Origin of the sequence: uncultured Methylobacterium sp., from assembly GCF_964251405.1 — a bacterium.
GTDB lineage: Bacteria > Pseudomonadota > Alphaproteobacteria > Rhizobiales > Beijerinckiaceae > Methylobacterium.
Window position 1 is genome coordinate 135935 of sequence record NZ_CAXUJR010000001.1, and the last position, 21992, is coordinate 157926.

A 21992-nucleotide genomic window follows, 5' to 3' on the forward strand; every position below is an offset into this window, starting at 1 on the left:
AAGCAGGTCGTCGAGGGCCAGGGCAGCGAGGTCAGCTTCGACCGTCTTCGGGCGAACTTCGTCCGCAGCGGCGCCCGCGTCGACTTCACCGACGCGGCGATCTCGAACGCCGCCATGGGTTTCACGCTCAGCGGCTTTCTCGACACCGGCCGTGAACGCACCGATGTGAGGGGCACCTTCGTGCCGCTCTACGGGCTCAACAACGTCGTGTCGCACCTGCCGCTGTTCGGCCAGCTCCTCGGCGGCGGCAACAACGAGGGCTTGTTCGCCCTGAACTTCAGGGTCTCCGGGCGGCTGGCCGCCCCGGATGTGAGCGTCAACCCGCTCTCGGCCCTGGCGCCGGGCATCCTGCGCAAGCTGTTCAGCGCGGGCGGCGAGGGAGCTGAGACCACGGGCGCCGGGCGCTCGGCCGCCGAGGGGGAACGCTGAGGTTTCAGCCGTCGAGGGGCTCGTCCCCGAGAAGCTCGATCCCGAAGCCCGACAGGCCGACATACGAACGCGACGACGTCGCCAGGTTGCGGATCGAGACGACGCCGAGGTCGCGCAGGATCTGCGCACCCAACCCCACTTCCCGCCATTGCCGGACGCGCTGAGCCTCGACGCCTTCCTCGACGACGCGCGAGAGAGGCACCCCGGCGGTGCCGTCGCGCAGGTAGACGAGGACGCCGCGGCCCTCCCGCGCGAAGCGACGCATCACGGCCTCGATCTGCTTGCCGCCCTCGATGACGTCGGCGACGACGTTGGAGCGGTGCAGCCGCACCAACAGGTCCCGGCCGTCGCCGATATCGCCTTGCACGAAGGCGAATTGCTGCACCGCCTCGAAGGGTGTGGTGTAGGCATAGCCGGTCATCTCGCCGAACTCGGTCCTGACCGGGAAGCTACCCACCCGCTCGACGAGTTTCTCGCGGGCCTGCCGGTAGGCGATGAGGTCGGCGACCGAGACCCGCTTGAGGCCATGCACCTCCGAGAAGGCCTCGATCTGGGCGCCCTTCATCACGGTGCCGTCGTCGTTGGCGAGCTCGCAGATCACGCCGACCGGGGGCAGGCCGGCGAGCTTGCACAGGTCCACGGCCGCCTCGGTATGGCCGGAGCGCATCAGCACCCCGCCCTCCTTGGCGATGAGCGGGAAGACGTGTCCGGGCCGGACGAAGTCGTCCGCGCCCATGTTGCCGTTGGCGAGAGCCCGGACCGTGTTGCAGCGCTGCTCGGCCGAAATGCCGGTGGTGAGCCCGTGCTTGACGTCTACCGTCACCGTGAAGGCGGTGCCGAGCGGCGCGTCGTTGGATGCCACCATGGGAGCGAGATTCAGTCGGCGGGCCTCACCCTGCGTCAGCGGCGCACAGACGATGCCGCAGGTGTTGCGGACGATGAAAGCCATCTTCTCGGGCGTGCACAGCGAGGCCGCGACGACGAGGTCGCCCTCGTTCTCGCGATCGTCGTCGTCGGTGACGACGACGATCTCGCCGCGCGCATAGGCCTCGATGGCCGCGGTGACATTGGTGTGGGGCACGGGGCTTCTCGTCGTCGATCTAAATTCAGCGCCTCACCTCCCCTTGTGGGGAGGGGAAGGGTTCAGCCGGACGTGCCGACCTGCCCCCGATGCCGGAGATAGTGATCGGCGAGCACGCACGCCATCATGGCCTCGGCCACCGGCACCGCCCGGATGCCGACGCAGGGGTCGTGACGGCCCTTGGTAACGAGGTCGACATCGCGGTTGTCGCGCGTCACGGATCTGCGCGGGGTCAGGATCGAGGAGGTCGGCTTGACCGCGAACCGGACGATCAGCGGCTGGCCGGTGGATATGCCGCCGAGCACGCCGCCGGCATGGTTGGCGAGGAAGGTCGGGGTGCCGGCATTGCCCGAGCGCATCTCGTCGGCGTTGTCCTCGCCGCGAAGTGCGGCGGACGCGAAGCCGTCGCCGATCTCGACGCCCTTGACCGCGTTGATCGACATCATCGCCGCAGCGAGATCCGCGTCGAGCTTGCCGTAAATCGGGGCGCCGAGGCCGGGGGGCACGCCCTCGGCCACCACCTCGATCACCGCACCCACCGACGAGCCGTCCTTGCGGATACCGTCGAGATAGCCCTCGTAGAAGGCCGCCGCCTTGGCGTCGGGGCAGAAGAACGGGTTGCGCTCGACCTCGTCCCAGTCCCAGTTGGCGCGGTCGATCGTGTGCGGTCCCATCTGGACGAGGGCGGCCTGGATGATGATTTCGGCCGGAAGCACTCGTCGGGCAATGGCCCCGGCGGCGACGCGCGCGGCGGTCTCGCGGGCCGAGGAACGGCCGCCGCCGCGATAGTCGCGAAAGCCGTATTTGGCGTCATAGGCGTAGTCGGCATGGCCCGGCCGGTAGCTGTCGCGGATCTCGGAATAATCCTTCGAGCGCTGGTCGGTGTTGGCGATCTCGAGCGCGATCGGCGTGCCCGTGGTGAGCTGGACCCCGTCGGTGCGGTCGTCGGCGAACACGCCCGACAGGATGCGGACCTCGTCGGCCTCGCGCCTCTGCGTGGTGAAGCGCGACTGGCCGGGCTTCCTACGGTCGAGCTCGGCCTGGATGTCGGCGGCCTCGATCGCGATGCCGGGCGGGCAGCCGTCGACGATGCATCCGAGGGCGACTCCGTGGCTCTCGCCGAAGGTGGTGACGCGGAAGAGGTGGCCGAAGGTGTTGTGCGACATGGCCCGATCGCTCTAGCGCGGGTTTCCGTCGAGGGCCAGCGCCGCCCTCAATCGACCGGCCGCGACAGGACCCCGCCGGTCATCGCCTCCCGCACGCCCGTCGTGCTCGGATAGGTGATCGGCAGCCCCATCATCGAGCGCACGGCGAGGTGCGCGAAGGCCTGGGCCTCGAGATAGGCCGAGGACCAGCCGATGGCATCCGCGGTCGTGATCTCGGCGCGCAGGTGGTAGTTCAACAACCGCACCAGTTCGCCGTTGCGGGCGCCGCCACCGGCCACGATCCAGCGCGTCGGGATCTCCGGGGCGTGGTCCAGCGCACGGGCAACAGCGCGAGCGGTGAAGGCGGTGAGGGTCGCGGCACCGTCCTCGGTGGTGAGCTGCCCGGCGAGCTTGTGCGAGAACCAGTTCCGGTCGAGGGATTTGGGCGGGCGCCTCGCGAAGAACGGGTGGATCAGGAGCCACGCCAGCAGTGGTTCGTCCGGTCTTCCCCGGGCCGCGGTGCGGCCACCGTCGTCCAGCGGCCGTCCGGTGCGCTCGCGCATCCAATCGTCGATGAGCGCGTTGCCGGGGCCGGTGTCGAAGGCGATCACGTCCCCGTTCGAGGCAATGAGCGTGGCGTTGGCGACTCCGCCGATATTGAGGATGCCGAGCGCGCCCTCGAAGCCCGACGCCTTGGCGAGCGCCTTGTGGAACACCGGCACCAATGGTGCGCCCTGGCCGCCCGCGAGCACGTCGGCATGGCGCATGTCCGAGACCACCGGGATGCCGAGACGCCGGCTGAGCGCGGCGCCGTCACCGATCTGCACGCTCATGCGCTGGTCGGGCCGGTGGACCACGGTCTGGCCGTGGAAGCCGACCACGTCGATGTCGGCGGCGGTCAGTCCGTTGTCGGCGAGAAAAACTTCCACCGCCTCGGCATGGGCGGCGGTGACGAAGGCCTCGGCCTCCGGCAGGCAGCCGGGCCGCTCGTCGCGGTCGATGACGCCCTCCGAATCAACCAGCGCCCGGCGCAGGAGCTCGCGGTCCTCGTCCGAATAGGCGCGGTAGCCGGTCGGCCCGAGCGGTTCGAGATAGCCGTTATGGCTGCGCACCACGCGCACGTCCTCGCCGTCGGTCTCGATCAGCGCCACGTCGACGCCGTCCAGCGAAGTCCCGCTCATCAGGCCGATCGCCCGCATCATGGTCATGGCCCTCGCGCGCCCCGTGCCTTTCGCGGTGCGGGCTGCTATGAGCCCGATCGCATCCTTTGAGTGATCAGCGAGCTAGCACCGGGCGCGGCGATTGTCGCGCTTGCCGTTCGCGCCAGACGAGACCGGTTGCCTCATGTCCACCCCGACGTCCGACTTCCTGCGCATCCTGAGCGAGCGCGGCTTCATCCACCAAGCGTCCGACCTCGACGGCCTCGACGACGCGCTGAAGTCGGACCGGATCACCGCCTATATCGGTTTCGACTGCACCGCCGCCTCGCTCCATGTCGGGTCGCTCGTGCAGATCATGATGCTGCATTGGCTGCAGCAGACCGGACATCGCCCGATCGTGCTGATGGGCGGGGGCACCACGCGCATCGGCGACCCGACTGGCCGCGACGAGGGCCGCAAGGTGCTGTCCGCCGCCGACATCGAGGCGAACAAGGCGGGCATCGCGCAGGTGTTCTCGAAGTTCCTCACCTTCGGAGACGATGCCGCCCTGATGGTCGACAATGCCGAATGGCTGTCTGGCCTCAACTACCTCGACTTCCTGCGCGACGTCGGCCGGCACTTCTCGATCAACCGGATGATGTCGTTCGACAGCGTGCGCCTGCGCCTGGAGCGGGAGCAGGAACTCTCGTTCCTCGAATTCAACTACATGCTGCTGCAGGCCTACGACTATGTCGAGCTCAACCGCCGCTACGACGTCACGCTGCAGATGGGCGGCTCGGACCAGTGGGGCAACATCGTGAACGGGCTCGACCTCGGCCGGCGCATGGGCACCAAGCAGCTCTTCGCGCTGACGACGCCGCTCCTGACGACCGCGTCGGGCACTAAGATGGGCAAGACCGCCGCCGGGGCGATCTGGCTCAATGCCGAGATGCTGAGCCCCTACGATTACTGGCAGTTCTGGCGCAACACCGAGGACGCCGACGTGGGCCGGTTCCTACGCCTGTTCACGCTGCTGCCGATGGAGGAGATCGCACGACTCGAAGCCCTGCCGGGCGCCGAAATCAACGACGCCAAGAAGGTACTCGCCACCGAGGCGACAGCACTGATGCATGGCCGCGACGCGGCGGAGGCCGCCACCGAGACGGCGCGCAAGACCTTCGTCGAGGGCAGCGTCGCGCAGGATCTCCCGAGCGTCGCCGTGCCGCGCAGCATGCTGGAAGCGGGTCTCGGCGTGCTGACCGCCTTCGGCCCCGAGAAAGCCGGCCTCGTTCCATCCACGAGCGAGGCGCGGCGCCAGATCAAGGGCGGCGGCCTGCGGGTCAACGACGTGCAGGTGACGGATGAGAAGACGATGCTGGGTCTCGGCGACCTGACGGCGGACGGCGTGATCAAGCTCTCGTTCGGGCGCAAGAAGCACGTGCTGCTGCGCGTCGAGTGAGCCTCACCGCCCCATCAGCGCGTCCATATGCGCACCCACCGAGCGGCTGAGCCCGATGAGGTCGTAGCCGCCCTCCAGGATCGAGACGAGCCGGCCGCCGGCATGGCGGTCGGCGATGCCCATCAGCTTGCGCGTCGCCCAGCCGAAATCGCTCTCGTCGAGGCGCAGATGCGCCAGCGGGTCGAGGCGGTGGGCGTCGAAACCCGCCGAGATCACCACGAGGTCGGGCGCGAAGGCCGCGATGCGGGGGAGGATGCAGGCCTCGAAGGCCTCGCGGAAGACCGCACCATCGTCGCCCGCCACCAGCGGCACGTTGACGATGGTGTCGTGGGCACCCCGTTCGGAGGATTTGCCGGTGCCGGGATAGAGCGGCATCTCGTGGGTCGAGGCGTACATCACCGCCGCATCGTCCCAGAAGATGTCCTGCGAGCCGTTGCCGTGGTGCACGTCCCAGTCGACGAGGGCGACGCGGCTGGCACCGAAAGCCTTGCGGGCGTGGCGTACGGCGATGGCGGCGGTGTTGAACAGGCAGAAACCCATGGCCCGGTCGCGCTCGGCGTGATGGCCGGGCGGACGCATCGCCACGAAGGCGTTGGAACAGTCTCGCGTCATCACGGCGTCGACGGCGTGGACGGCGCCGCCCACCGCCCGCAGCGCCGCCTCCAGGGTGCCGGGCGACATCAGGGTGTCGCCGTCGATCTGCACGAATCCCTCGCGCGGGGACCGCTCGACAATGTCCTGGACATAGGCCGCGGGATGGCCGAGGGCGGCGACCGCGTGCTCCGCCAGCGGAGCCTGCGCTCGCACCAGGCTGGCATAGCGCTCGTTCTCGAGGACGCGCTCGATCGCGCGGATGCGATCCGCCGATTCCGGGTGGCCCTCCGGCATGACGTGGTCGAGGGCGGCGCAGTGGCTCACGTACAACGTCGTCACGGAGTCTCTCCCGGCCGCACCGTGGCCGCTCTGTCACCCAAGGGCAACAACCGAAGCAATTGCGCAACCGCTCGGTCGCACAACCCTACGCTGGGACCGTCCTGCAGGTTAAGCTCGTTTTAATCCCGATGAATACGGTCTTCGTACCTGAAAGCGGGCTTCCAGACAGGCACGCCCATGCGCTTTCGCACCCCGGTCATCCTTGCCGCCCTCGCGACCGCCGCGCTCGGCGGCTGCAACAACCGCGTGGCGCAGGCGCCTCCGGTCGTGCAGGTCGCCGCCGCGACCCCGGCTCCGCTTTCGCCCGAGGCTCGCGACAAGGAGTGGATGAAGCTCGCGCCACAGGGGAAAATCGATCCGACGATCGCCCGCACCATCGTCGAGAACCCGACCAAGGAGGCTCCGGGCACGATCGTGGTCGTGACCAAGGAACGCCGCCTCTACTACGTCACGGCTGACGGCAAAGCGGTTCGTTATCCGGTCGCCGTCGGCAATGCCGGCATGTCCTGGGCCGGTACCGCGACCATCGACCGAAAAAGCGAGTGGCCAGACTGGAACCCGCCGCCCGAGATGCTGGCCCGTCGCCCCGAGTTGCCCAAGCGCCTGGAAGGCGGCCCGACGAGCCCGATCGGCGCGCGCGCGCTCTACCTCGCCGAGGGCAAGCGCGACACGCTCTTCCGCATCCACGGCACCAACGAACCGGAGACGATCGGCCAGGCCGTGTCCTCGGGCTGCATTCGTATGCTCAACGAAGACGTCGTCGATCTCTACGACCGTATTCCGATCGGAACCAAGGTGGTGGTTCGCTGAGCGGCCGGTCGGACCATCGACGCATCCCGCCACATGGCCAATCGCATGGCGAATGGGTTTACGAAGAATTGCACGCGACCAAGTCATCCTTTCGAAAGGCTGCTTCGTGAGCACGCTTTAACCTGAATGCGCGTTCAGGTTTGGCCGTTAACCGATCGAACGATGCCGTGCCTCATAGTCCAATACAGACAGGGACAAAGTCCGGCACAAGATAAGGCCGGGGAGGCATCACACCATGACCAATTTTTCGCTTCAACTCTTCTGTAACCGTATCGTTTCGGCTCAGCGCATCACGAAGGCCGATGCGCGTGAGCTCGCCGACGACATTCTCGCGGATGGTCTCGCTTGCCGCGACGACGCCGACCTGCTGATCGCCCTCGACCGCGCAGTCATTCATCGCGACGACGCTTACGCCGATCTCCTCGTCGCCCTGATCGTAGACTTCGCCGTTTGGGGCGAGCGGCCGGCCGGTTACGTCGATGCCGACGTCGCCCGCTGGCTCGCCGCCTCCCTCGGCGCCGGCTCCGGGCCGAGCCCGTTGGCCGCGCGCATAGCCCTGGCCGTCGTTCAGGAAGCACAGGCCAGCGACGAGCACTTCATCGCCTTCGCCCTGGCCGCCAAGGCCAAGCGCAAGACCGTGTCGGCGTATGCCGTGCTTCCCGCTCTCGCAGCCTGAAGACCCCATTCGTCTCAGATAAATCTCCACCGATCTGGGATAACCGATCATTACTGATTGGCAATCATTCGGGTCTAGGGAATCTGACCGGTCGAAAGTAACGGACCCGCGATAGGTCGACGCGTCTAGGATAACCTTTTTGCGGTAGAATGGACGCCTGCGTTGAAGACCTCTCACCAGGGCCAGTCCAGCAGTTCACCGAGCGGACGCTGGTCCGCCGTCCTCGATGAATTCGACGAGACTGATCGTGACGCGCTCTCCGCTGAGGTGAACCAGGCGCTGTCCCGCCGTATCCGCGACCTCGATCTGAAGGGGCGCCTGCGCAAGCTCTACTGCGACACCAGCTGGCGCCAGCGCAGCCGGGTCAGCCGCGCCTGGCTGACATGGTCGGCACTCTTGAGCATTGCCATGATCCCCCTCGACTGGCTGTACGAGCCTGTCCTTCTCGAGCCCGCCCTTCTGTTGCGGATCGTCATCCTGCCGATTGCCTATCTGGCGCTCGCGTGGGTCTGGTCGCGACCACGCTCGGATCGCATCGAAGGATTGACCCTGCCGCTTGCCATCGTGGCGATGACCGCGGTGGGTGGCGTGCTCGGCGCCATCGGCGGCGGCCAAACGCCCTACCGCTACGTCACTGCCGGCATCATCGCGGCTTCGACGGCGCTCGTGATCTTTCCCGTCACTCTGCCCTGGACGGTCCTCGGCACGATCGCGGCGGTCGCCTGCTTCGCAGCCTTCAGCTTGTTCGATCCGGCGACTTCGTCCCAGGATACGATCGTGTTCGCGGTCTTCTACGGCTTCGTCCTCACCTCGCTCATCCCGGCCCGGCGCACCATGACCATCGTGCAGCAGCACGCCTTCGTTCTGAACCTGCGCGGGGCCTTGCAGGAGCGCGCGCTGGCGAGCGCGAATGACCGCCTCGCCATTCTCGCCAGCACCGATGCGCTGACGGGCCTGCCCAATCGGCGCGCCTTCGGAGAGCGATCCGCGCGAGTCTGGGCAGACCCCTCCGGGTCTCCGCGCAGCCTCGGCATCGTCCTGTTCGACATCGACCACTTCAAGAAGCTGAACGACAGCGCCGGCCATGCCAGCGGCGATCAATGCCTGGCGGCGATCGCCCGCACGATCCGGGCCGTCGTGCCCGAGAACGGCTTCTGTGCCCGCTACGGAGGCGAAGAGTTCATCTGCATCCTGGCCGACGCGACTCAGTGCGGCATCATGCGGTTCGCCGAGGACCTGCGGGCGGAGATCGAGGCCATAGCGTGGCCCAATCCCGGTGTCGGGCGGTCCGTCACGGTGAGCATCGGACTTGCCCTGTCGGTGACCGATCACCAACCGGACGGCCTCGCCGCCCTGATCAGCCTCGCCGACGATGCGCTCTTTCGCGCGAAGGCAGGCGGGCGGAACCGCGTCGCGGCCGCCTGGGAAGCCCAGGCGGACCTCGTCGACCTCCCTCCGGTGCAACTGACCGCCTGACGGCCTTCTCCGATCCCGCGGACGCCGCGTGCCCACGATGAGAAACGATGCCCGCGCGGCGTGCACGTGGGACGGCTTTACCGAAACGGAGCTTAGGCGTACGTCGCCAATGTCGCCCTACGACTGACCTCAGAGTGCACGGCCCGATGTTCGAGAAGATCCTGATTGCCAATCGCGGCGAGATCGCGTGCCGCATCATCAAGACCGCCCGACGCATGGGCATCAAGACGGTGGCGGTCTATTCCGATGCCGACCGCGATGCCGTCCACGTCGCGATGGCCGACGAGGCGGTGCATATCGGCCCAGCCGCGGCGGCCCAGTCCTACCTCGTCATCGAGAAGATCATCGCGGCCTGCAAGCAGACCGGCGCCCAGGCGGTCCATCCCGGCTACGGCTTTCTCTCCGAGCGCGAGGCGTTCCCGCGGGCGCTTGAAGCCGCCGGCATCGTGTTCATCGGTCCCAATCCCGGCGCCATCGCCGCCATGGGCGACAAGATCGAGTCGAAGAAGGCCGCCAACGCCGCCAACGTCTCCACCGTGCCGGGCTTCCTCGGGGTGATCGAGAGCCCGGAACACGCCGTCACCATCGCGGACGAGATCGGCTATCCGGTGATGATCAAGGCCTCGGCCGGCGGCGGCGGCAAGGGCATGCGCATCGCGCACTCGTCGGGCGAGGTCGCGGAGGGCTTCGCCAGGGCCAAATCGGAGGCCGCCTCGTCCTTCGGCGACGACCGGGTGTTCGTCGAAAAGTTCATCACCGATCCGCGCCACATCGAGATCCAGGTGATCGGCGACAAGCACGGCAACGTCATCTATCTCGGCGAGCGCGAGTGCTCGATCCAGCGCCGCAACCAGAAGGTCATCGAGGAAGCTCCGTCCCCGCTCCTCGACGAGGAGACACGGCGGAAGATGGGCGAGCAGGCGGTGTCGCTGGCGCGTGCCGTGGCCTACGATTCGGCCGGCACCGTCGAGTTCGTCGCCGGGCAGGACAAGTCGTTCTACTTCCTCGAGATGAACACGCGCCTACAGGTCGAGCATCCGGTCACCGAGATGATCACGGGCCTCGACCTCGTCGAGCTGATGATCCGCTCGGCCGCCGGCGAGGCGCTGCCGCTCACGCAGGACAAGGTCAAGCTGAACGGCTGGGCGGTGGAGAGCCGCGTCTACGCCGAAGACCCGACCCGCAACTTCCTGCCCTCGATCGGGCGCCTGACCACCTATCGGCCCCCGGCGGAGGGGGAGTTCGGCGAGGCGATCGTGCGTAACGATACCGGCGTCGAGGAGGGCGGCGAGATCGCGATCCATTACGACCCGATGATCGCCAAGCTCGTCACCTGGGCGCCGACGCGGGGGCAGGCGATCGACTCGCAGGCGCAGGCGCTCGACGCCTTCGCGATCGACGGCATCCGCCACAACATCCCGTTCCTGTCCGCCCTGATGGCGCATCCGCGCTGGCGCGAGGGCAACCTCTCCACCGGCTTCATCGCTGAGGAATTTCCCGACGGCTTCGTCGCCCCCGAGCCCACCGACGAGGTCGCACGGCGCATGGCGGCGGCCGCGGCGGCGATCGACCACAAGCTCAATCAGCGCAAGCGCGGCATCTCGGGGCAGATGCGCGATCCGGCCCTGCTGCATTTCGAGCGCGACCGCGTCGTGATCCTCGCAGGCCAATCCTATCCGGTGACGGTGGACGCGATCGGCGACGCGCTGGCCGTGACGGCGGAGGACGGAAGCGTACTCAACGTGGTGAGCGACTGGCGCCCCGGCGAGCCGGTCTGGTCCGGCGAGATCGGCGGCCACCGCGTCGCGATCCAGGTCCGCAGCCTCCTCAACGGCGTCGCCCTCCAGCATGCGGGTGCCGCGGCCGAGGCGCGGGTCTATACGCGCCGCGAGGCCGAACTCGCCGCCCTGATGCCGGTCAAGGAGGATGCCGGCTCTGGCAAGCAGGTGCTTTGCCCGATGCCGGGCCTCGTCAAGGCGATCCTGGTGAAGGAAGGCCAGGAGGTGAAGAACGGCGAGCCGCTCGCCATCGTCGAGGCCATGAAGATGGAGAACGTGCTGCGCGCCGAGCGCGACGCCACCGTCTCGAAGATCGCGGCCAAGGAGGGCGACAGCCTCGCGGTGGACGCGGTGATCCTGGAATTCGCGTGAGAACGCAGGACAGGTGAACGCGACGCATAACGAGCAGACGAAGCTGCTGGCCACGGGGATCAACAACATTGCCGTGGCCTTCATCGTCATCGGAGTCGTGACGCCGATCACCGCGGTCAGCTTCGGCATCGCCGCGGCTCCTGCTCCGAGCCTCGCCACGGCGTTCTTCGCATCCGTTTGGTTTTGCGCCGGGGCGGGCTTACATGTTCTCGCAAGACGCGCGCTGCGGAGCCTGAGGCCATGAACGCCGGCGAGATCTTCGTGACCTTCGTGATCCCGGCGGTGGTCCTGGCCGGAGCCTATCTTGCCGTGCTTGCCAACGAGCGGGCGGTGCGGCGTTCGGACGACCGGCACGGCAAGTAGCCGGACCGGCGCTGCCTCCGCCGAGACACCATGCCCCTCTATTTCGCCTACGGCGCCAACATGGATGCCGGCGCCATGGCGCTGCGCTGCCCTGGCTCGATCCTGATCGGGCAGGGACGGCTCAACCGGCACCGCTTCATCGTCATGCGCGAGGGCTACGCCTCGGTGGTGCGAGACGCCTCGGCCACGGTCTGGGGCGTGCTTTGGGACCTCAAGCCCGCCGATATGCCGGCGCTCGACCGCTACGAGGGCGTGGCCGGCGGGCTCTACGTCAAGGCATCCCAACCGGTCGTGACCAAGGGCGGGATCAAGCGCGCGCTGATCTATCTCGGCGGCAGCGCGGTGTCGGGTACCCCGAGGCCGGGCTATCTGGAAGCAGTCCTGGCAGCCGCCGTCGCAGCCCAACTGCCGCCGCCATACCTTCAGGAGATCCAGGGCTGGCTGCGTCGCTCGCGCTGAGTCCGTCTGGTTATCGCCGACGCGTATGACCGGACCCAAGGAAGACGCCGACATGGTGGAATCAACGATGCGAAGGGTCGAGGTCGTCATCCGCGGCCGGGTTCAAGGGGTGGGATTTCGAGTCTGGACCCGGACTGAAGCGCAGCGCCTCGGCCTGTCGGGCCATGTCCGCAACCGGTCCGACGGGTCAGTCGAGGCGGTGTTCGTCGGTCCGGACGCGGCGGTGTCGGCGATGGTCGAAGCCTGCCGGCGCGGGCCTCCCGGCGCCCGGGTCGAGGACGTCGACATCGGCGGGCCGGACGGCGCGCCGATGCCGTGCGGCTTCACGATCTTGCGCGGCTGAGCCGCCCGTTCTCCCCGGGGCTGCCACTCGGTGACCGGGGTGGACAGTCCCTCGGCTTCCGCGTTAGGGCGGAGCTGCCCAAGGGCGTCGGCATGAAGATCAGCTTCTGCAACGGCTTGGCGTCGCCGCCGGCCGGACGTCGAGACCGGGATACCATGACTGCCACGACGCTGATCACCGGCTTCTCGCACCTCGACCTTGCCGCTCTCGGCGTGTTCGTGGCTATGTGGCTCGGCTACGGCCTCGCGGTGGGTCGGATGCGTGGCCAGCGCACCAGCCTCAGCCAGATCATGAACGCGCAGCGCGAGATCTGGTGCCGGCAGATCATGACGCGCGAGAACCGCGTGGTGGACACCACCATCAATGCATCGCTGCAGAACGGGACCGCCTTCTTCGCCTCGACCTCGCTGATCGCGCTCGGCGGCGTCCTCACCCTGTCGCGGTCCGGCGACGACGTCCTGACCCTGTTCGGGGCGCTGCCATTCGGCGCGGTCGCCACCCGGGCCACCTGGGAGATCAAGGTTGCGGGACTGGCGGTGGTCTTCGTCTATGCGTTCTTCAAGTTCGCCTGGGCCTATCGCCTGTTCAACTATGGGGCGATCCTCATCGGCGCGGTGCCGTCGCGGGGCTCGGGCGCCGCCCAGGCCGAGATGGAACGGGCAGTCCGGCGTGCGGCGGCCATGAACATCGCTGCGGGCGGCCACTTCGCCCGAGGCCAACGCGCCTTCCTGTTCGCGCTCGCCTATCTCGGCTGGTTCGTCGGTCCCTGGGTGCTCATGGCGACGACGGCGGGTGCCGTCTGCGTGATGTGGCGCCGGCAGTTCGCCTCCGACATCCGCGCGGCACTGCTGGCCGAGGATGACCATCAGGCAGAGGATTCATGGCGATGACGAAACCGGCACGTCCGAGCGACGATCTCGTCTCCGAGACGATCCTGTGCCTGGTTGCCGGGCGAGGGCAGGCCAAGACGATCTGTCCGTCGGAGGTGGCACGGGCCCTCGGCGGCCCGCATCCGGAGGGCTGGAGCCCTCTGATGCAGCCCGTTCGCCGCGCGGCGATCGCGCTGATGAAGGCGGGACGGATCGCGATCCTGCGCAAGGGGAAACCCGTCGACGACCCGGACGATTTCCGTGGCGTCTACCGGCTCGGGCTGCCGTCCGACGACGGCGGGGACGGGCTCGGGAACCAGTCGTCGGTATAGCCCGCGAGCTTGTAGGCGACGAGGCCGACCCATTCCTTGGCGACGAGGTCGAGGAGGAGGAGGCCGGTCGAGGCGAAGCTGTTGAAGCGCGCCGCGTCGCGGGGTCCGCCCGTGCGGTAATCGACCGGATAGGCGACGACATCGAAGCCCGCCTTGCGGAAGCAGCCCATCGAGCGGGGCATGTGCCAGGCGGAGGTGACGAGCAGCCAGCGCTCGCCGGCCTTCGGCTGGATCTTGTCGGCGGTGAAGGCCGCGTTCTCGCGCGTGTTGCGCGAGCGGTCCTCCTGGATCAGCCGTGTCCGCGGCAGGCCGAGCACGTCCGCGTAGCGCCCGATCACCTCGGCTTCCGACGTCGTCTCGCCCGCGATGCTGCCGCTGCCGCCGGAGAACACGAGGCGGCTTCCCGGATAGCGCCGGGCCAGGTCGGCCATGGCGGTATGGCGCTCGCCGGCATCATTCGCGAGCATCTGGCCGCGCGCCATGCTGAGGCCGGTCTCGACCCCGCCGCCCAAGACGATGATGCCGGCGATCGGGGCTCCCTCGTCCACGAAGGCCGGAAAGCGGTCCTCCAGGGGCAATGCGATCCAGCTCGAGAGCGGTGTGAGACCCGCCACCGCGAGGCCGGCAAGGCTGAGGAAGACGAGCGCCCCCGCCGTTCGTCGCAAGCGAGTCGCCGCAAGCACAACGGCGCCGAGGACGCCGATCAGGATCAGGAAGTTCGACGGCGTGATCGCGAAGAAGATCAGCTTCGAGAGCGGGAAGAACATCGCGCGGGTTGGTCCGGGAGGGGCGGGGACGGGGCGTCAGGCAGGGCGGCAGGGCGGCGGATAGGCGTGCTCGGTGCCTTGCGGATCGCGGATCCGCCATCCGGCCCCGTCCTCGCTGAGGTAGTCGGCTCCCGCCGGCACCTTGCCGTGCCCGCCCGGGATGTCGAGCACGTAGGCAGGCTGCGCGAGGCCCGAGAGCCGCCCTCTGAGCGCCGCCATCAGCGCCCGGCCCTCATGAAGGCCGGTCCGCAGGTGAGCGGTGCCCGGGGCCAGGTCGCCGTGGTGCAGGTAGTAGGGCTTGATCCGATTCTCGACGAAGGTTCGCATCAAGGCGTCCAGGGTCCCGGCCTCGTCGTTGACGCCGCGCAGGAGCACGGTCTGGCTCACCATCGGGATGCCGGCATCGACAAGGCGGGCGCAGGCCGCGCGGGCCGCGTCCGTGAACTCGCGCGGATGGTTGGCGTGAAGCGCCACGAAGACCGCGCGGCCGAAGGTCCTCAGCGCCGCCACCAGCGCCGCGTCCACCGCGCCCGGTTCGACGACGGGAACGCGGGTGTGGAAGCGCAACACACGCACGTGCGGGATGCCGGACAGAGCCTCGGCGATCCCGGCCAGTCGCCGGGGGGACAGGGCGAAGGGATCGCCGCCCGTCACCACCACCTCCCAGATCTCTGGATGCCCGGCGATGTAGGCCATCGCCGCGGCGAGTTCCGACTCGGTGAGGCTGCCGAGCCCGTCCGGCCCCACCATCTCGCGGCGGAAGCAGAAGCGGCAATAGACCGGGCAGACATGGAGCGGCTTCAGGAGAACCCGGTCGGGATAGCGATGGACGAGGCCGGGGAGGGGGCTATGGGCGGCGTCGCCGATCGGGTCGGCGTGTTCCTCGGGCCGGCTTTCCAGTTCCTCCGGTCGGGGCAGGAACTGCCGCCCGATCGGGTCGGCGGGATCGAGCGGCGCGATCAATCCGGCCATGTCCGGCGTCACGGCCACGGCGTAGCGCGCCGCCACCGCTTCGAGCCCGGGGAGGTCCGCGGGTGCGGCGAGGCCAGCATCGACAAGGGCCTGAGGGCTTCGCAGCGTCCGGCTCAGCACGACGCGTTCTCCGCCACGGGCGTCCAGATCACGTCCTCGATGCGCGGCGCTCCGGCCAGCAGCATGACGAGCCGGTCGAGGCCGAGCGCGATGCCGCTCGCCTCCGGCATGACGGCCAGCGCGGCGATGAAATCCTCGTCGATCGGGTAAGCCTCGCCGTAGATGCGGGTCTTCTCAGCCATCTCGGTCTCGAAGCGGCGGCGCTGCTCGACGGGATCTGTGAGCTCGCCGAAGGCGTTGGCGAGCTCGACGCCGCAGGCATAGAGCTCGAATCGCTCGGCGACCCTTGGGTCGCGCGGGCTGCGGCGTGCGAGCGCCGCCTCGGAGGCCGGATACTCATGGAGGATGGTGGGCCGGCCAATGCCGAGATGCGGTTCGATCCTGGCGACGAGGACCCGGCTGAAGAGATCCGACCAGGTGTCGTCGTGTGCCACGCGCAGGCCGCCGGCGGCGACCGCATCGGCCATGGCCGCACGATCGGTCGCACCATCTCCGGCGATCGTCGCGAGGAGGTCGATGCCCGCATGCTCCGAGAAGGCTTGGGTGAGGGTCAGGCGCTCGAAAGGCGCGAACGGATCGGCCTGCCGTCCGCGATGCGCGAGGCGGCGGGCGCCGGCGCGCTCGGCTGCGCATCCGACCAGCGCAGCGCAATCATCCATCAGTTCCGTGTAGTCGGCGCCTGCGCGGTACCATTCGAGCATGGTGAACTCGGGATGGTGGAGATGGCTGCGCTCGCCATTGCGAAACACCCGCGCGAAGGTGACGAGCCGTCTCTCGCCGGCGGCCAGGAGCTTCTTGCAGGCGAATTCCGGCGAGGTGTGGAGGTGGAGCGGCGCGTGACGGCCGTCCGGCCCGAGCATCCGCGTCGAGAAGGCCCGCAGGTGCGTCTCGTTCCCAGGCGACACCTGCAGTGCTGCCGTCTCGACCTCGACGAAGTCCTGATCGGCGAAATGCGTCCGCAGGGCCGCGACGACGCGATTGCGCATCATCAGCAACGGGCGCCGGTCGGCATGGACCTGCGCGGACCACCAGGGCGAGGGCGCGCTCACCACGTCCGGCTCATCGGCATCGGGCGACGCTCCGGCGCCGGCGAACGATGCGGAACGCCGGCGACTGGCAACCGCGCCGCGGATAGGTTAGTGGCGAGCCAAGGATGCCGTTCCTGCGGATCGAACCCGCCGGGGCGTGCGCAGCATTTTCGTAAAGACAGGACTAGACCCCGTGAAGGTGATCGCCTCTTCGCTCCGCAAGGGCAACGTCGTCGACAAGGACGGCAAGCTCTACGTCATCCTGACGATCGAGAACATCCATCCCGGCAAGGGAACCCCGGTGACGCAGCTCGACATGCGCCGCATCACCGACGGGGTGAAGGTCTCTGAGCGGTACCGCACCACGGAGTCGGTGGAGCGCGCCTTCGTCGAGGATCGCGATCACACCTTCATGTACGAGGACGGCGAGGGCTATCACTTCATGAACCCCGAGACCTACGAGCAGGTCGCGGTGCCCAAGGACGTGATCGGCGACGCCGCTCCCTACCTTCAGGAGAACATGACGGTGAAGCTCTCCTCCCATAACGGGGTCGCGCTCACCATCGAATTGCCCCAGCGGGTCGTCCTCGAGATCGCCGAGACGGAGCCGGCCATGAAGGGCCAGACCGCGTCATCCTCCTACAAGCCCGCGATTCTCTCGAATGGCGTGCGGACCACGGTGCCGCCCCATATCGCCGCCGGCACCCGCGTGGTGATCATGACCGAGGACGGTTCCTACGTGGAACGCGCCAAGGACTGAGGACTGAGCGTTCGCTCACGGGCGAGGCGCATCCGCGGCCTCGTAGCAATCCTGCGACAGTGCCTGCGCACGTTGGCGTTCGGCCGTGGTGAAGCTTCGCCCGGCCTCCACCCATAGTCCCTCCCGCCGCAGCGCTCCGACGACGCAGCGGGCAGCGATCCGACAGGGCTCGGCCTGCCCGCCCGTGCCCATGCAGTTGCGGCGATACGTCTGGCGGAAATCGGCCTCGCCGGCCTTCGGATGCGGCCCGGTCAGGGTCGCGAGCCCGGTGAGCAGCGCGAGCAGCGCCGGCTGATGGACAAGGTAGACCGCCAGGCTGTGGCGCCCCGCGAAAGCCAGGACCCGCAGCCCCCGCCCGCTCGCTCTGCGACCCGCCGGGAACGCCCCCGCCGTCGCCCGGGCCGAGAATCGGGCCACCGCCATGCCGGCGAGCACCATGCCGAACCACGGAAACAGCGGCACGTAGTCGTTGGTCTGCGGGACGCCGCGTCCGAGGCCGAGGAAGGCGAGGACCGACGCGTCGAGGAGGTCGGCCGCGATCACATGCGGGGCCGCCAGCACCAGCACCGAGGTCACGGCCACGAGGCCGACCGGGAGGAACAGGAACGGCAGCGCGAGCACGCTCGACAGCGCGATGCAGTGCAGGATGCCGAAGAAGATGTAGCTATCTGGAAACGCGACGGCGGTCGCCACCGTGATGGCGACCGCCGCCCCTCCGATCCGCAGGAGCCGGATCAGGAACGCCCGCCACCGGATGCCGTCCCGGTTCATCAGCACCAGGCCGACGCCGACGAGGAACAGGAATGTGCCGGCGATGAGATGGGCCGCCACCTTGCCGAGCGGCGTCAGGGCGTAGTTCTCGGGCGTCAGGCGCAGGTATCCGAGGTCCCAGGTCGCGTGATACGCGGCCATGGCGAGGAGCGCCCCACCCCGGACGGCGTCGAGGGCAACCCACCGCCAACCCTGCGGGGTGGCGCTGACGGGTATTGCGAGCGGGTCGGTCATGCCGCTGGCCCGTATCATCGATCTCAGGTGCCGGCGACAGAGAGTCGCTTGGGATCGCCGCGCGCAATCCCGCGATCGTGATGATGGGGCTGGCATTGCGCCGGGCCGCCGCCTGCGCGCCGATTACCCGAGTCAACTCAGCGGCTTCGGCTCGGAGCGCTCGGATCTGCGCCATCAACGACCTGTTGCCCCTTTGCCGGACTGCCCGAGAATGCACGATCGGGAGGCAGTGCTGACGGGCAAACAGGCTTCCGCCGAGTCATGACTTTGTTAATCTTATCCGCGGGTCGCGCAGCGTGATTCGGTGTGGGTTGCTTAACATGTCGGACGAAATCGGATCAGGCCTGATCGGCCGGCGTGCAGTCGCGCTGTCCGACGACGTTCGTGGCGACGACGCCCTGCATGCCGAGGAGCAACGCCCCCTCGACCTGATCGAGGTCGAGGGCCGCATCAAGTGGTTCGACGTGTCCAGGGGGTTTGGCTTCATCGTGCCCGACGACGGTACCGCCGACGTCCTCCTTCACATCACCTGCCTCCGTCGGGACGGTCACCAGGGCGCCAGCGAGGGGGCGCGCATCGTCGTCGAGGCCACGCAGCGCACCCGCGGCTGGCAGGCCCACCGGGTGATCTCCCTCGACCAGTCGACGGCGACGCATCCTTCCGAACTGCCGATGCCGCGCACGCACGTGACCGTGAACCCCACGAGCGGCCTCGAGACGGCCGTGGTGAAATGGTTCAACCGCCTGCGCGGCTTCGGCTTTCTCAGCCGCGGCGATGGCACGCCGGACATCTTCGTCCATATGGAGACCCTGCGCCGCTACGGCATCGCCGAGCTCAAGCCGGGCGAGACCGTCCTCGTCCGCTACGGCGACGGATCGAAGGGTGTCATGGCGGCCGAGGTTCGGCTCCTCGACGGTGCGCTTCCGTCCTCCCATTGATGCCCTTGCGGCACGGGGAGCTTCGCCGAGGCCGCCTTCGAGATCTCCTTCCACCCTCGGCGAGCGAAGCCCACTTCGTTCGATGACGCTCCAGCGAACGGCGACCCTCCATGCGTGACAGCCTTCGATTCGTCCGGCATCTCGCCTTCGTGCTCCTGGCCCTCCTGTCGCTGCAAACCGCCGGTGCGGCGCAAGCCCCGACCGAACCCCTGACGATCGCCGCGGCGGGTGGAAAGCATGCTTTCTCGGTGGAAGTGATGCGCGACGACGAGGCGCGCGCGCGAGGCCTGATGTTCCGGCGCAGCATGCCGTCGGATCACGGCATGCTGTTCGATTTCGAGCAGGTCGCGCCCGTCGCGATGTGGATGAAGAACACCTACCTGTCTCTCGACATGCTGTTCATCCGCCCGGACGGAACGATCGCCCGCATCGCCGCCGATACGGAGCCGCAATCGACCAGGGTCATCCCCTCTGGTGAGCCGGTCCTGGCCGTGCTCGAACTCAATGCCGGGACGGCCGCCCGGCTCGGCCTCAAGGCCGGCGACCGGGTGGAGCATCCGATGTTTCCGCGCCGCTGAGGGCGAAGGGCGGGCCTTCGAACGGAAAGTGAACGCCACGCTTGACGGCTGTACCGTTTCGGATCATCGTTCCCGTATTGTTCCTGCGTCGAACGACGAGCGGGGCGGAATTTCGGGCTGGAGACCGGAATGGTCGATTGCGAGATGAACTCAGCCGACAGCGGCGAGCCTGCTCTTTTCGCGAACGCGGAGTGGCGCGTGCTGCCCGACGGGGTCGAGCACCGGCAGACCGGATACTTCATCGATCGCGCTACGATCGATCGGAGGCGCGACGGTTCGCTCTGGGAATGGCCCCTTCATCTGGCCGAGAAACGGTGGTGTGCGCCACGTTCGCTTCACGAAGCGTTCGTCGTGGCACTCGAGCGGTTCGGGATCGAGCGGGATGCAGATCTCGCGCGTTCGTTCGCCATCGGCTTCGGCCTCCGGCCGTCCATGGGTGGCGCCGCTTCGCAGGATGGGTTCGTGGCGCTCGGCGAAATCGTTCGGCCGCAGCGTCCGGTTTCGCGCAAGCGTCCTGCAAAGCCTGAGATTCGCGCGGCATCGCGTCGCGATCAAGGTGATCGCCAGCGCGTCGCCGCTGGCATGAATGGCTGATCGGCGCTCTTCGCAGCAGCACGTGTCGCTGGATCGTCATTTGACCGTGATGATGCCCGATGATCCTTCCATCGTCAGGATAGGAACGAGGGCATCATGCAGAGCGACGACACGGGCCGGACCGCAACCGATCGGCTTTCGGGCGATGAGGGCCTTCTGATTCCGCCATTCTCGCGGCGGGGTTTCGTCATGACCAGCCTGATGACCGGCCTCACCCTCGCGACGACGGCGGTCGAGGCTCAGGTGATTTCCACCGATGAAACGGGAATCGAAGCCGGCGAAGTCCGCATCCCGACCGTGGACGGCCCCATGCCGGGCTATCGGGCGATGCCGCAGGGTAGTGGTCAGTTTCCGGTCATCCTCGTGATCGAGGAGATCTTCGGCGTCCACGCCTACATCAAGGACATCTGCCGTCGCCTCGCCAAGGCCGGCTACTGTGCGGTGGCGCCGGAACTCTACGCCCGGCAGGGCGACCTTTCGACGATGACGGACGCGCAGACGATCATCCGGGAGGTAATTTCCAAGACCCCGGACGCCCAGTGGATCGCCGATCTCGACGCCACCGCATCCTGGGCGGTCTCGGCCTCGAATGGTGATCCCTCCCGTCTCGGTGCGATGGGCTGGTGCCGCGGCGGCCGGGCGGTGTGGCTGTACGCCGCCCATCGCCGCGACCTCAAGGCGGCGGTCGCCTGGTACGGGCAGCTCGGCGGCGAGCGAACGGCGATCCAACCGAGGACGGCGGGCGACGTGGTCGCCGAGATCAACGCGCCGATCCTCGCCCTCTATGGCGGTGCCGACGCCGGCATTCCCGTCGCGAGCGTCGAGGAAGCGCGCGACAAGGCGAAGGCTGCCGGCAAAAGCGTCGAGCTGAAGGTTTATGCGGATGCGCCGCACGGCTTCCATGCCGATTACCGGCCGAGCTATCGCAAGGCCGAAGCCGAAGAAGGCTGGACCAGAGCCTTGGCGTTCCTGAAGAGCAACGGGCTTGGGTGAGGCGAAGCCGCGTCGTGCATGATGGCTCCTCGGGTGTCGAAGAAAGCACCGGCTTCGGCGGAGCCGGTCCGCAGGATCGACACAATGAAGCCTTAACAAGTCTCGAGAGTTACGAGAGGATCGGGTTGATTCCTTTCGCCTTCGAGGGCGTTCGAGACAGATGAGTGCCGTGAGACCGCCGGCTCAGAAGCCCGTGATCCTCGTCGTCGAGGACGAACCCGACGAGCGTTTCCTTGCGGCTACTCTGCTCGAAGAGACCGGCTTCGTCGTCATCGAAGCGGAGACGGCGGAACGGGCGCTCGCCATTCTCAACGATCGTGCGGATGAGGTCAGCGTCGTGTTTTCGGATGTTCGTACGCCCGGGCCGATCGGGGGCTTCGAGCTGGCGCGAATCATCGGGGTCACGTGGCCCCGCGTGCGCGTGCTCCTCACGTCCGGGGATGCCGGCGATCAGCCGAGCGATCTCCGGGTCTCGGCGACGTTCATTCCCAAACCCTGGCGCGCGGACGACATCCTCGCCTGGGTCGAGGAAAACGTCGCCCCGCGAGGGAGTCAGGCCGACGACGCGACCGC

Annotated in this window: 25 protein-coding genes and 1 pseudogene; 18 read left to right on the forward strand and 8 right to left on the reverse strand. The window is 68.0% G+C overall.

Features of this window, described 5'->3' with window-relative positions; all coding sequences use genetic code 11:
- Positions 1-429 (forward strand): annotated as a pseudogene (locus ACFE7U_RS00685) (hypothetical protein); the annotation flags it as partial.
- Between the two features lie 4 nt (positions 430-433).
- Here the strand turns inward: ACFE7U_RS00685 and ribB are convergent.
- From ribB to ACFE7U_RS00700, 3 genes are all read right to left on the reverse strand, one after another.
- Entirely contained in the window at positions 434-1510 is a 1077-nt protein-coding gene (ribB, locus tag ACFE7U_RS00690; protein ID WP_375407794.1) for a 3,4-dihydroxy-2-butanone-4-phosphate synthase, read from the reverse strand.
- 62 nt (positions 1511-1572) lie between these two features.
- Positions 1573-2676 (reverse strand): chorismate synthase, encoded by a 1104-nt coding sequence (gene aroC / locus ACFE7U_RS00695; protein WP_375407795.1) that lies wholly within the window; start codon positions 2674-2676, stop codon positions 1573-1575.
- 47 nt (positions 2677-2723) lie between these two features.
- Positions 2724-3863, reverse strand: coding sequence for an anhydro-N-acetylmuramic acid kinase (locus ACFE7U_RS00700; RefSeq protein WP_375407796.1), 1140 nt, complete (start codon positions 3861-3863; stop codon positions 2724-2726).
- Positions 3864-3999: 136 nt separating this feature from the next.
- Between ACFE7U_RS00700 and tyrS the strand changes: the two genes are divergently transcribed.
- The gene (gene tyrS / locus ACFE7U_RS00705) at positions 4000-5253 is read left to right on the forward strand and encodes a tyrosine--tRNA ligase (RefSeq protein ID WP_375407797.1); all 1254 of its coding nucleotides are present in this window, start codon (positions 4000-4002) and stop codon (positions 5251-5253) included.
- A 3-nt stretch (positions 5254-5256) separates the two neighbouring features.
- On the opposite strand, the gene ACFE7U_RS00710 is transcribed toward tyrS, so the two are convergent.
- A complete protein-coding gene (locus ACFE7U_RS00710; protein ID WP_375407798.1) occupies positions 5257-6186 on the reverse strand; it encodes a histone deacetylase family protein in 930 nt (309 codons plus the stop codon).
- Between the two features lie 177 nt (positions 6187-6363).
- Between ACFE7U_RS00710 and ACFE7U_RS00715 the strand changes: the two genes are divergently transcribed.
- The 10 genes from ACFE7U_RS00715 to ACFE7U_RS00760 all read left to right on the forward strand — a co-directional run bounded on the left by ACFE7U_RS00715 (position 6364) and on the right by ACFE7U_RS00760 (position 13664).
- A complete protein-coding gene (locus tag ACFE7U_RS00715) occupies positions 6364-6996 on the forward strand; it encodes a L,D-transpeptidase (protein WP_375407799.1) in 633 nt (210 codons plus the stop codon).
- A 235-nt stretch (positions 6997-7231) separates the two neighbouring features.
- Entirely contained in the window at positions 7232-7672 is a 441-nt protein-coding gene (locus ACFE7U_RS00720; protein WP_375407800.1) for a hypothetical protein, read from the forward strand.
- A 162-nt stretch (positions 7673-7834) separates the two neighbouring features.
- Positions 7835-9148 carry a GGDEF domain-containing protein gene (locus tag ACFE7U_RS00725; protein ID WP_375407801.1) on the forward strand — a complete coding sequence of 438 codons (1314 nt, stop codon included), beginning with the start codon at positions 7835-7837 and terminating at the stop codon, positions 9146-9148.
- 146 nt (positions 9149-9294) lie between these two features.
- Positions 9295-11298 (forward strand): acetyl-CoA carboxylase biotin carboxylase subunit, encoded by a 2004-nt coding sequence (locus ACFE7U_RS00730; protein ID WP_375407802.1) that lies wholly within the window; start codon positions 9295-9297, stop codon positions 11296-11298.
- 13 nt (positions 11299-11311) lie between these two features.
- On the forward strand, positions 11312-11542 hold the full coding sequence (locus ACFE7U_RS00735) for a hypothetical protein (protein ID WP_375407803.1): 231 nt from the start codon (positions 11312-11314) through the stop codon (positions 11540-11542).
- Positions 11539-11661 (forward strand): hypothetical protein, encoded by a 123-nt coding sequence (locus ACFE7U_RS00740; protein WP_375407804.1) that lies wholly within the window; start codon positions 11539-11541, stop codon positions 11659-11661. Before ACFE7U_RS00735 ends, ACFE7U_RS00740 begins: the two co-directional genes overlap by 4 nt.
- 30 nt (positions 11662-11691) lie before the next feature.
- A complete protein-coding gene (locus ACFE7U_RS00745; RefSeq protein ID WP_375407805.1) occupies positions 11692-12120 on the forward strand; it encodes a gamma-glutamylcyclotransferase family protein in 429 nt (142 codons plus the stop codon).
- Between the two features lie 52 nt (positions 12121-12172).
- Complete coding sequence (locus tag ACFE7U_RS00750) at positions 12173-12463, forward strand: acylphosphatase (protein ID WP_375407806.1); 291 nt, start codon at positions 12173-12175, stop codon at positions 12461-12463.
- A gap of 155 nt (positions 12464-12618) precedes the next feature.
- Positions 12619-13353, forward strand: coding sequence for a DUF599 domain-containing protein (locus ACFE7U_RS00755; protein ID WP_375407807.1), 735 nt, complete (start codon positions 12619-12621; stop codon positions 13351-13353).
- A complete protein-coding gene (locus ACFE7U_RS00760; protein ID WP_375407808.1) occupies positions 13350-13664 on the forward strand; it encodes a DUF3253 domain-containing protein in 315 nt (104 codons plus the stop codon). Before ACFE7U_RS00755 ends, ACFE7U_RS00760 begins: the two co-directional genes overlap by 4 nt.
- Here ACFE7U_RS00760 and ACFE7U_RS00765 read toward each other — a convergent pair.
- Genes ACFE7U_RS00765 through epmA form a run of 3 tightly spaced genes read right to left on the reverse strand, consistent with a single transcriptional unit; the run spans position 13601 to position 16572 of the window.
- Positions 13601-14431, reverse strand: a complete 831-nt coding sequence (locus tag ACFE7U_RS00765) for a YdcF family protein (RefSeq protein ID WP_375407809.1) — start codon at positions 14429-14431, stop codon at positions 13601-13603. The two genes, ACFE7U_RS00760 and ACFE7U_RS00765, sit on opposite strands and share 64 nt — an antisense overlap.
- A 36-nt stretch (positions 14432-14467) precedes the next feature.
- The gene (locus ACFE7U_RS00770; protein ID WP_375407841.1) at positions 14468-15520 is read right to left on the reverse strand and encodes a lysine-2,3-aminomutase-like protein; all 1053 of its coding nucleotides are present in this window, start codon (positions 15518-15520) and stop codon (positions 14468-14470) included.
- Positions 15517-16572, reverse strand: coding sequence for an EF-P lysine aminoacylase EpmA (gene epmA, locus ACFE7U_RS00775; RefSeq protein WP_375407810.1), 1056 nt, complete (start codon positions 16570-16572; stop codon positions 15517-15519). Before epmA ends, ACFE7U_RS00770 begins: the two co-directional genes overlap by 4 nt.
- A gap of 172 nt (positions 16573-16744) precedes the next feature.
- Between epmA and efp the strand changes: the two genes are divergently transcribed.
- Positions 16745-17311: an elongation factor P gene (gene efp, locus ACFE7U_RS00780; RefSeq protein ID WP_375407811.1), complete on the forward strand. Its 567-nt coding sequence runs from the start codon at positions 16745-16747 to the stop codon at positions 17309-17311.
- Between the two features lie 15 nt (positions 17312-17326).
- Here efp and ACFE7U_RS00785 read toward each other — a convergent pair whose 3' ends face one another.
- The gene (locus ACFE7U_RS00785; protein WP_375407812.1) at positions 17327-18316 is read right to left on the reverse strand and encodes a heparan-alpha-glucosaminide N-acetyltransferase; all 990 of its coding nucleotides are present in this window, start codon (positions 18314-18316) and stop codon (positions 17327-17329) included.
- A 320-nt stretch (positions 18317-18636) separates the two neighbouring features.
- Here ACFE7U_RS00785 and ACFE7U_RS00790 point away from each other — a divergent pair, with 320 nt between their 5' ends.
- The 5 genes from ACFE7U_RS00790 to ACFE7U_RS00810 form a co-directional block, all read left to right on the forward strand.
- On the forward strand, positions 18637-19254 hold the full coding sequence (locus ACFE7U_RS00790; RefSeq protein ID WP_375407813.1) for a cold-shock protein: 618 nt from the start codon (positions 18637-18639) through the stop codon (positions 19252-19254).
- A 110-nt stretch (positions 19255-19364) separates the two neighbouring features.
- Positions 19365-19832, forward strand: a complete 468-nt coding sequence (locus ACFE7U_RS00795; protein ID WP_375407814.1) for a DUF192 domain-containing protein — start codon at positions 19365-19367, stop codon at positions 19830-19832.
- Positions 19833-19961: 129 nt separating this feature from the next.
- On the forward strand, positions 19962-20426 hold the full coding sequence (locus tag ACFE7U_RS00800; RefSeq protein ID WP_375407815.1) for a hypothetical protein: 465 nt from the start codon (positions 19962-19964) through the stop codon (positions 20424-20426).
- A gap of 189 nt (positions 20427-20615) precedes the next feature.
- Positions 20616-21419 (forward strand): dienelactone hydrolase family protein, encoded by an 804-nt coding sequence (locus ACFE7U_RS00805; RefSeq protein WP_375407816.1) that lies wholly within the window; start codon positions 20616-20618, stop codon positions 21417-21419.
- Between the two features lie 160 nt (positions 21420-21579).
- The coding region (locus tag ACFE7U_RS00810; protein ID WP_375407817.1) for a response regulator at positions 21580-21992 on the forward strand (413 nt) is incomplete at its 3' end.

Excerpts from the sequence above, each read along its gene's own strand:
- ACFE7U_RS00760 (WP_375407808.1), top strand. The coding sequence starts at position 13,350 with ATGACGAAACCGGCACGTCCGAGCGACGATCTCGTCTCCGAGACGATC.
- ACFE7U_RS00720 (WP_375407800.1), top strand. The coding sequence starts at position 7,232 with ATGACCAATTTTTCGCTTCAACTCTTCTGTAACCGTATCGTTTCGGCT.
- ACFE7U_RS00790 (WP_375407813.1), top strand. The coding sequence starts at position 18,637 with ATGTCGGACGAAATCGGATCAGGCCTGATCGGCCGGCGTGCAGTCGCG.
- tyrS (WP_375407797.1), top strand. The coding sequence starts at position 4,000 with ATGTCCACCCCGACGTCCGACTTCCTGCGCATCCTGAGCGAGCGCGGC.
- ACFE7U_RS00750 (WP_375407806.1), top strand. The coding sequence starts at position 12,173 with ATGGTGGAATCAACGATGCGAAGGGTCGAGGTCGTCATCCGCGGCCGG.
- ACFE7U_RS00795 (WP_375407814.1), top strand. The coding sequence starts at position 19,365 with ATGCGTGACAGCCTTCGATTCGTCCGGCATCTCGCCTTCGTGCTCCTG.
- ACFE7U_RS00785 (WP_375407812.1), bottom strand. The coding sequence starts at position 18,316 with ATGACCGACCCGCTCGCAATACCCGTCAGCGCCACCCCGCAGGGTTGG.
- ACFE7U_RS00715 (WP_375407799.1), top strand. The coding sequence starts at position 6,364 with ATGCGCTTTCGCACCCCGGTCATCCTTGCCGCCCTCGCGACCGCCGCG.
- ACFE7U_RS00730 (WP_375407802.1), top strand. The coding sequence starts at position 9,295 with ATGTTCGAGAAGATCCTGATTGCCAATCGCGGCGAGATCGCGTGCCGC.
- ACFE7U_RS00700 (WP_375407796.1), bottom strand. The coding sequence starts at position 3,863 with ATGACCATGATGCGGGCGATCGGCCTGATGAGCGGGACTTCGCTGGAC.
- ACFE7U_RS00745 (WP_375407805.1), top strand. The coding sequence starts at position 11,692 with ATGCCCCTCTATTTCGCCTACGGCGCCAACATGGATGCCGGCGCCATG.
- ACFE7U_RS00755 (WP_375407807.1), top strand. The coding sequence starts at position 12,619 with ATGACTGCCACGACGCTGATCACCGGCTTCTCGCACCTCGACCTTGCC.
- ACFE7U_RS00765 (WP_375407809.1), bottom strand. The coding sequence starts at position 14,431 with ATGTTCTTCCCGCTCTCGAAGCTGATCTTCTTCGCGATCACGCCGTCG.
- ACFE7U_RS00740 (WP_375407804.1), top strand. The coding sequence starts at position 11,539 with ATGAACGCCGGCGAGATCTTCGTGACCTTCGTGATCCCGGCGGTGGTC.
- ACFE7U_RS00805 (WP_375407816.1), top strand. The coding sequence starts at position 20,616 with ATGACCAGCCTGATGACCGGCCTCACCCTCGCGACGACGGCGGTCGAG.
- ACFE7U_RS00800 (WP_375407815.1), top strand. The coding sequence starts at position 19,962 with ATGGTCGATTGCGAGATGAACTCAGCCGACAGCGGCGAGCCTGCTCTT.
- aroC (WP_375407795.1), bottom strand. The coding sequence starts at position 2,676 with ATGTCGCACAACACCTTCGGCCACCTCTTCCGCGTCACCACCTTCGGC.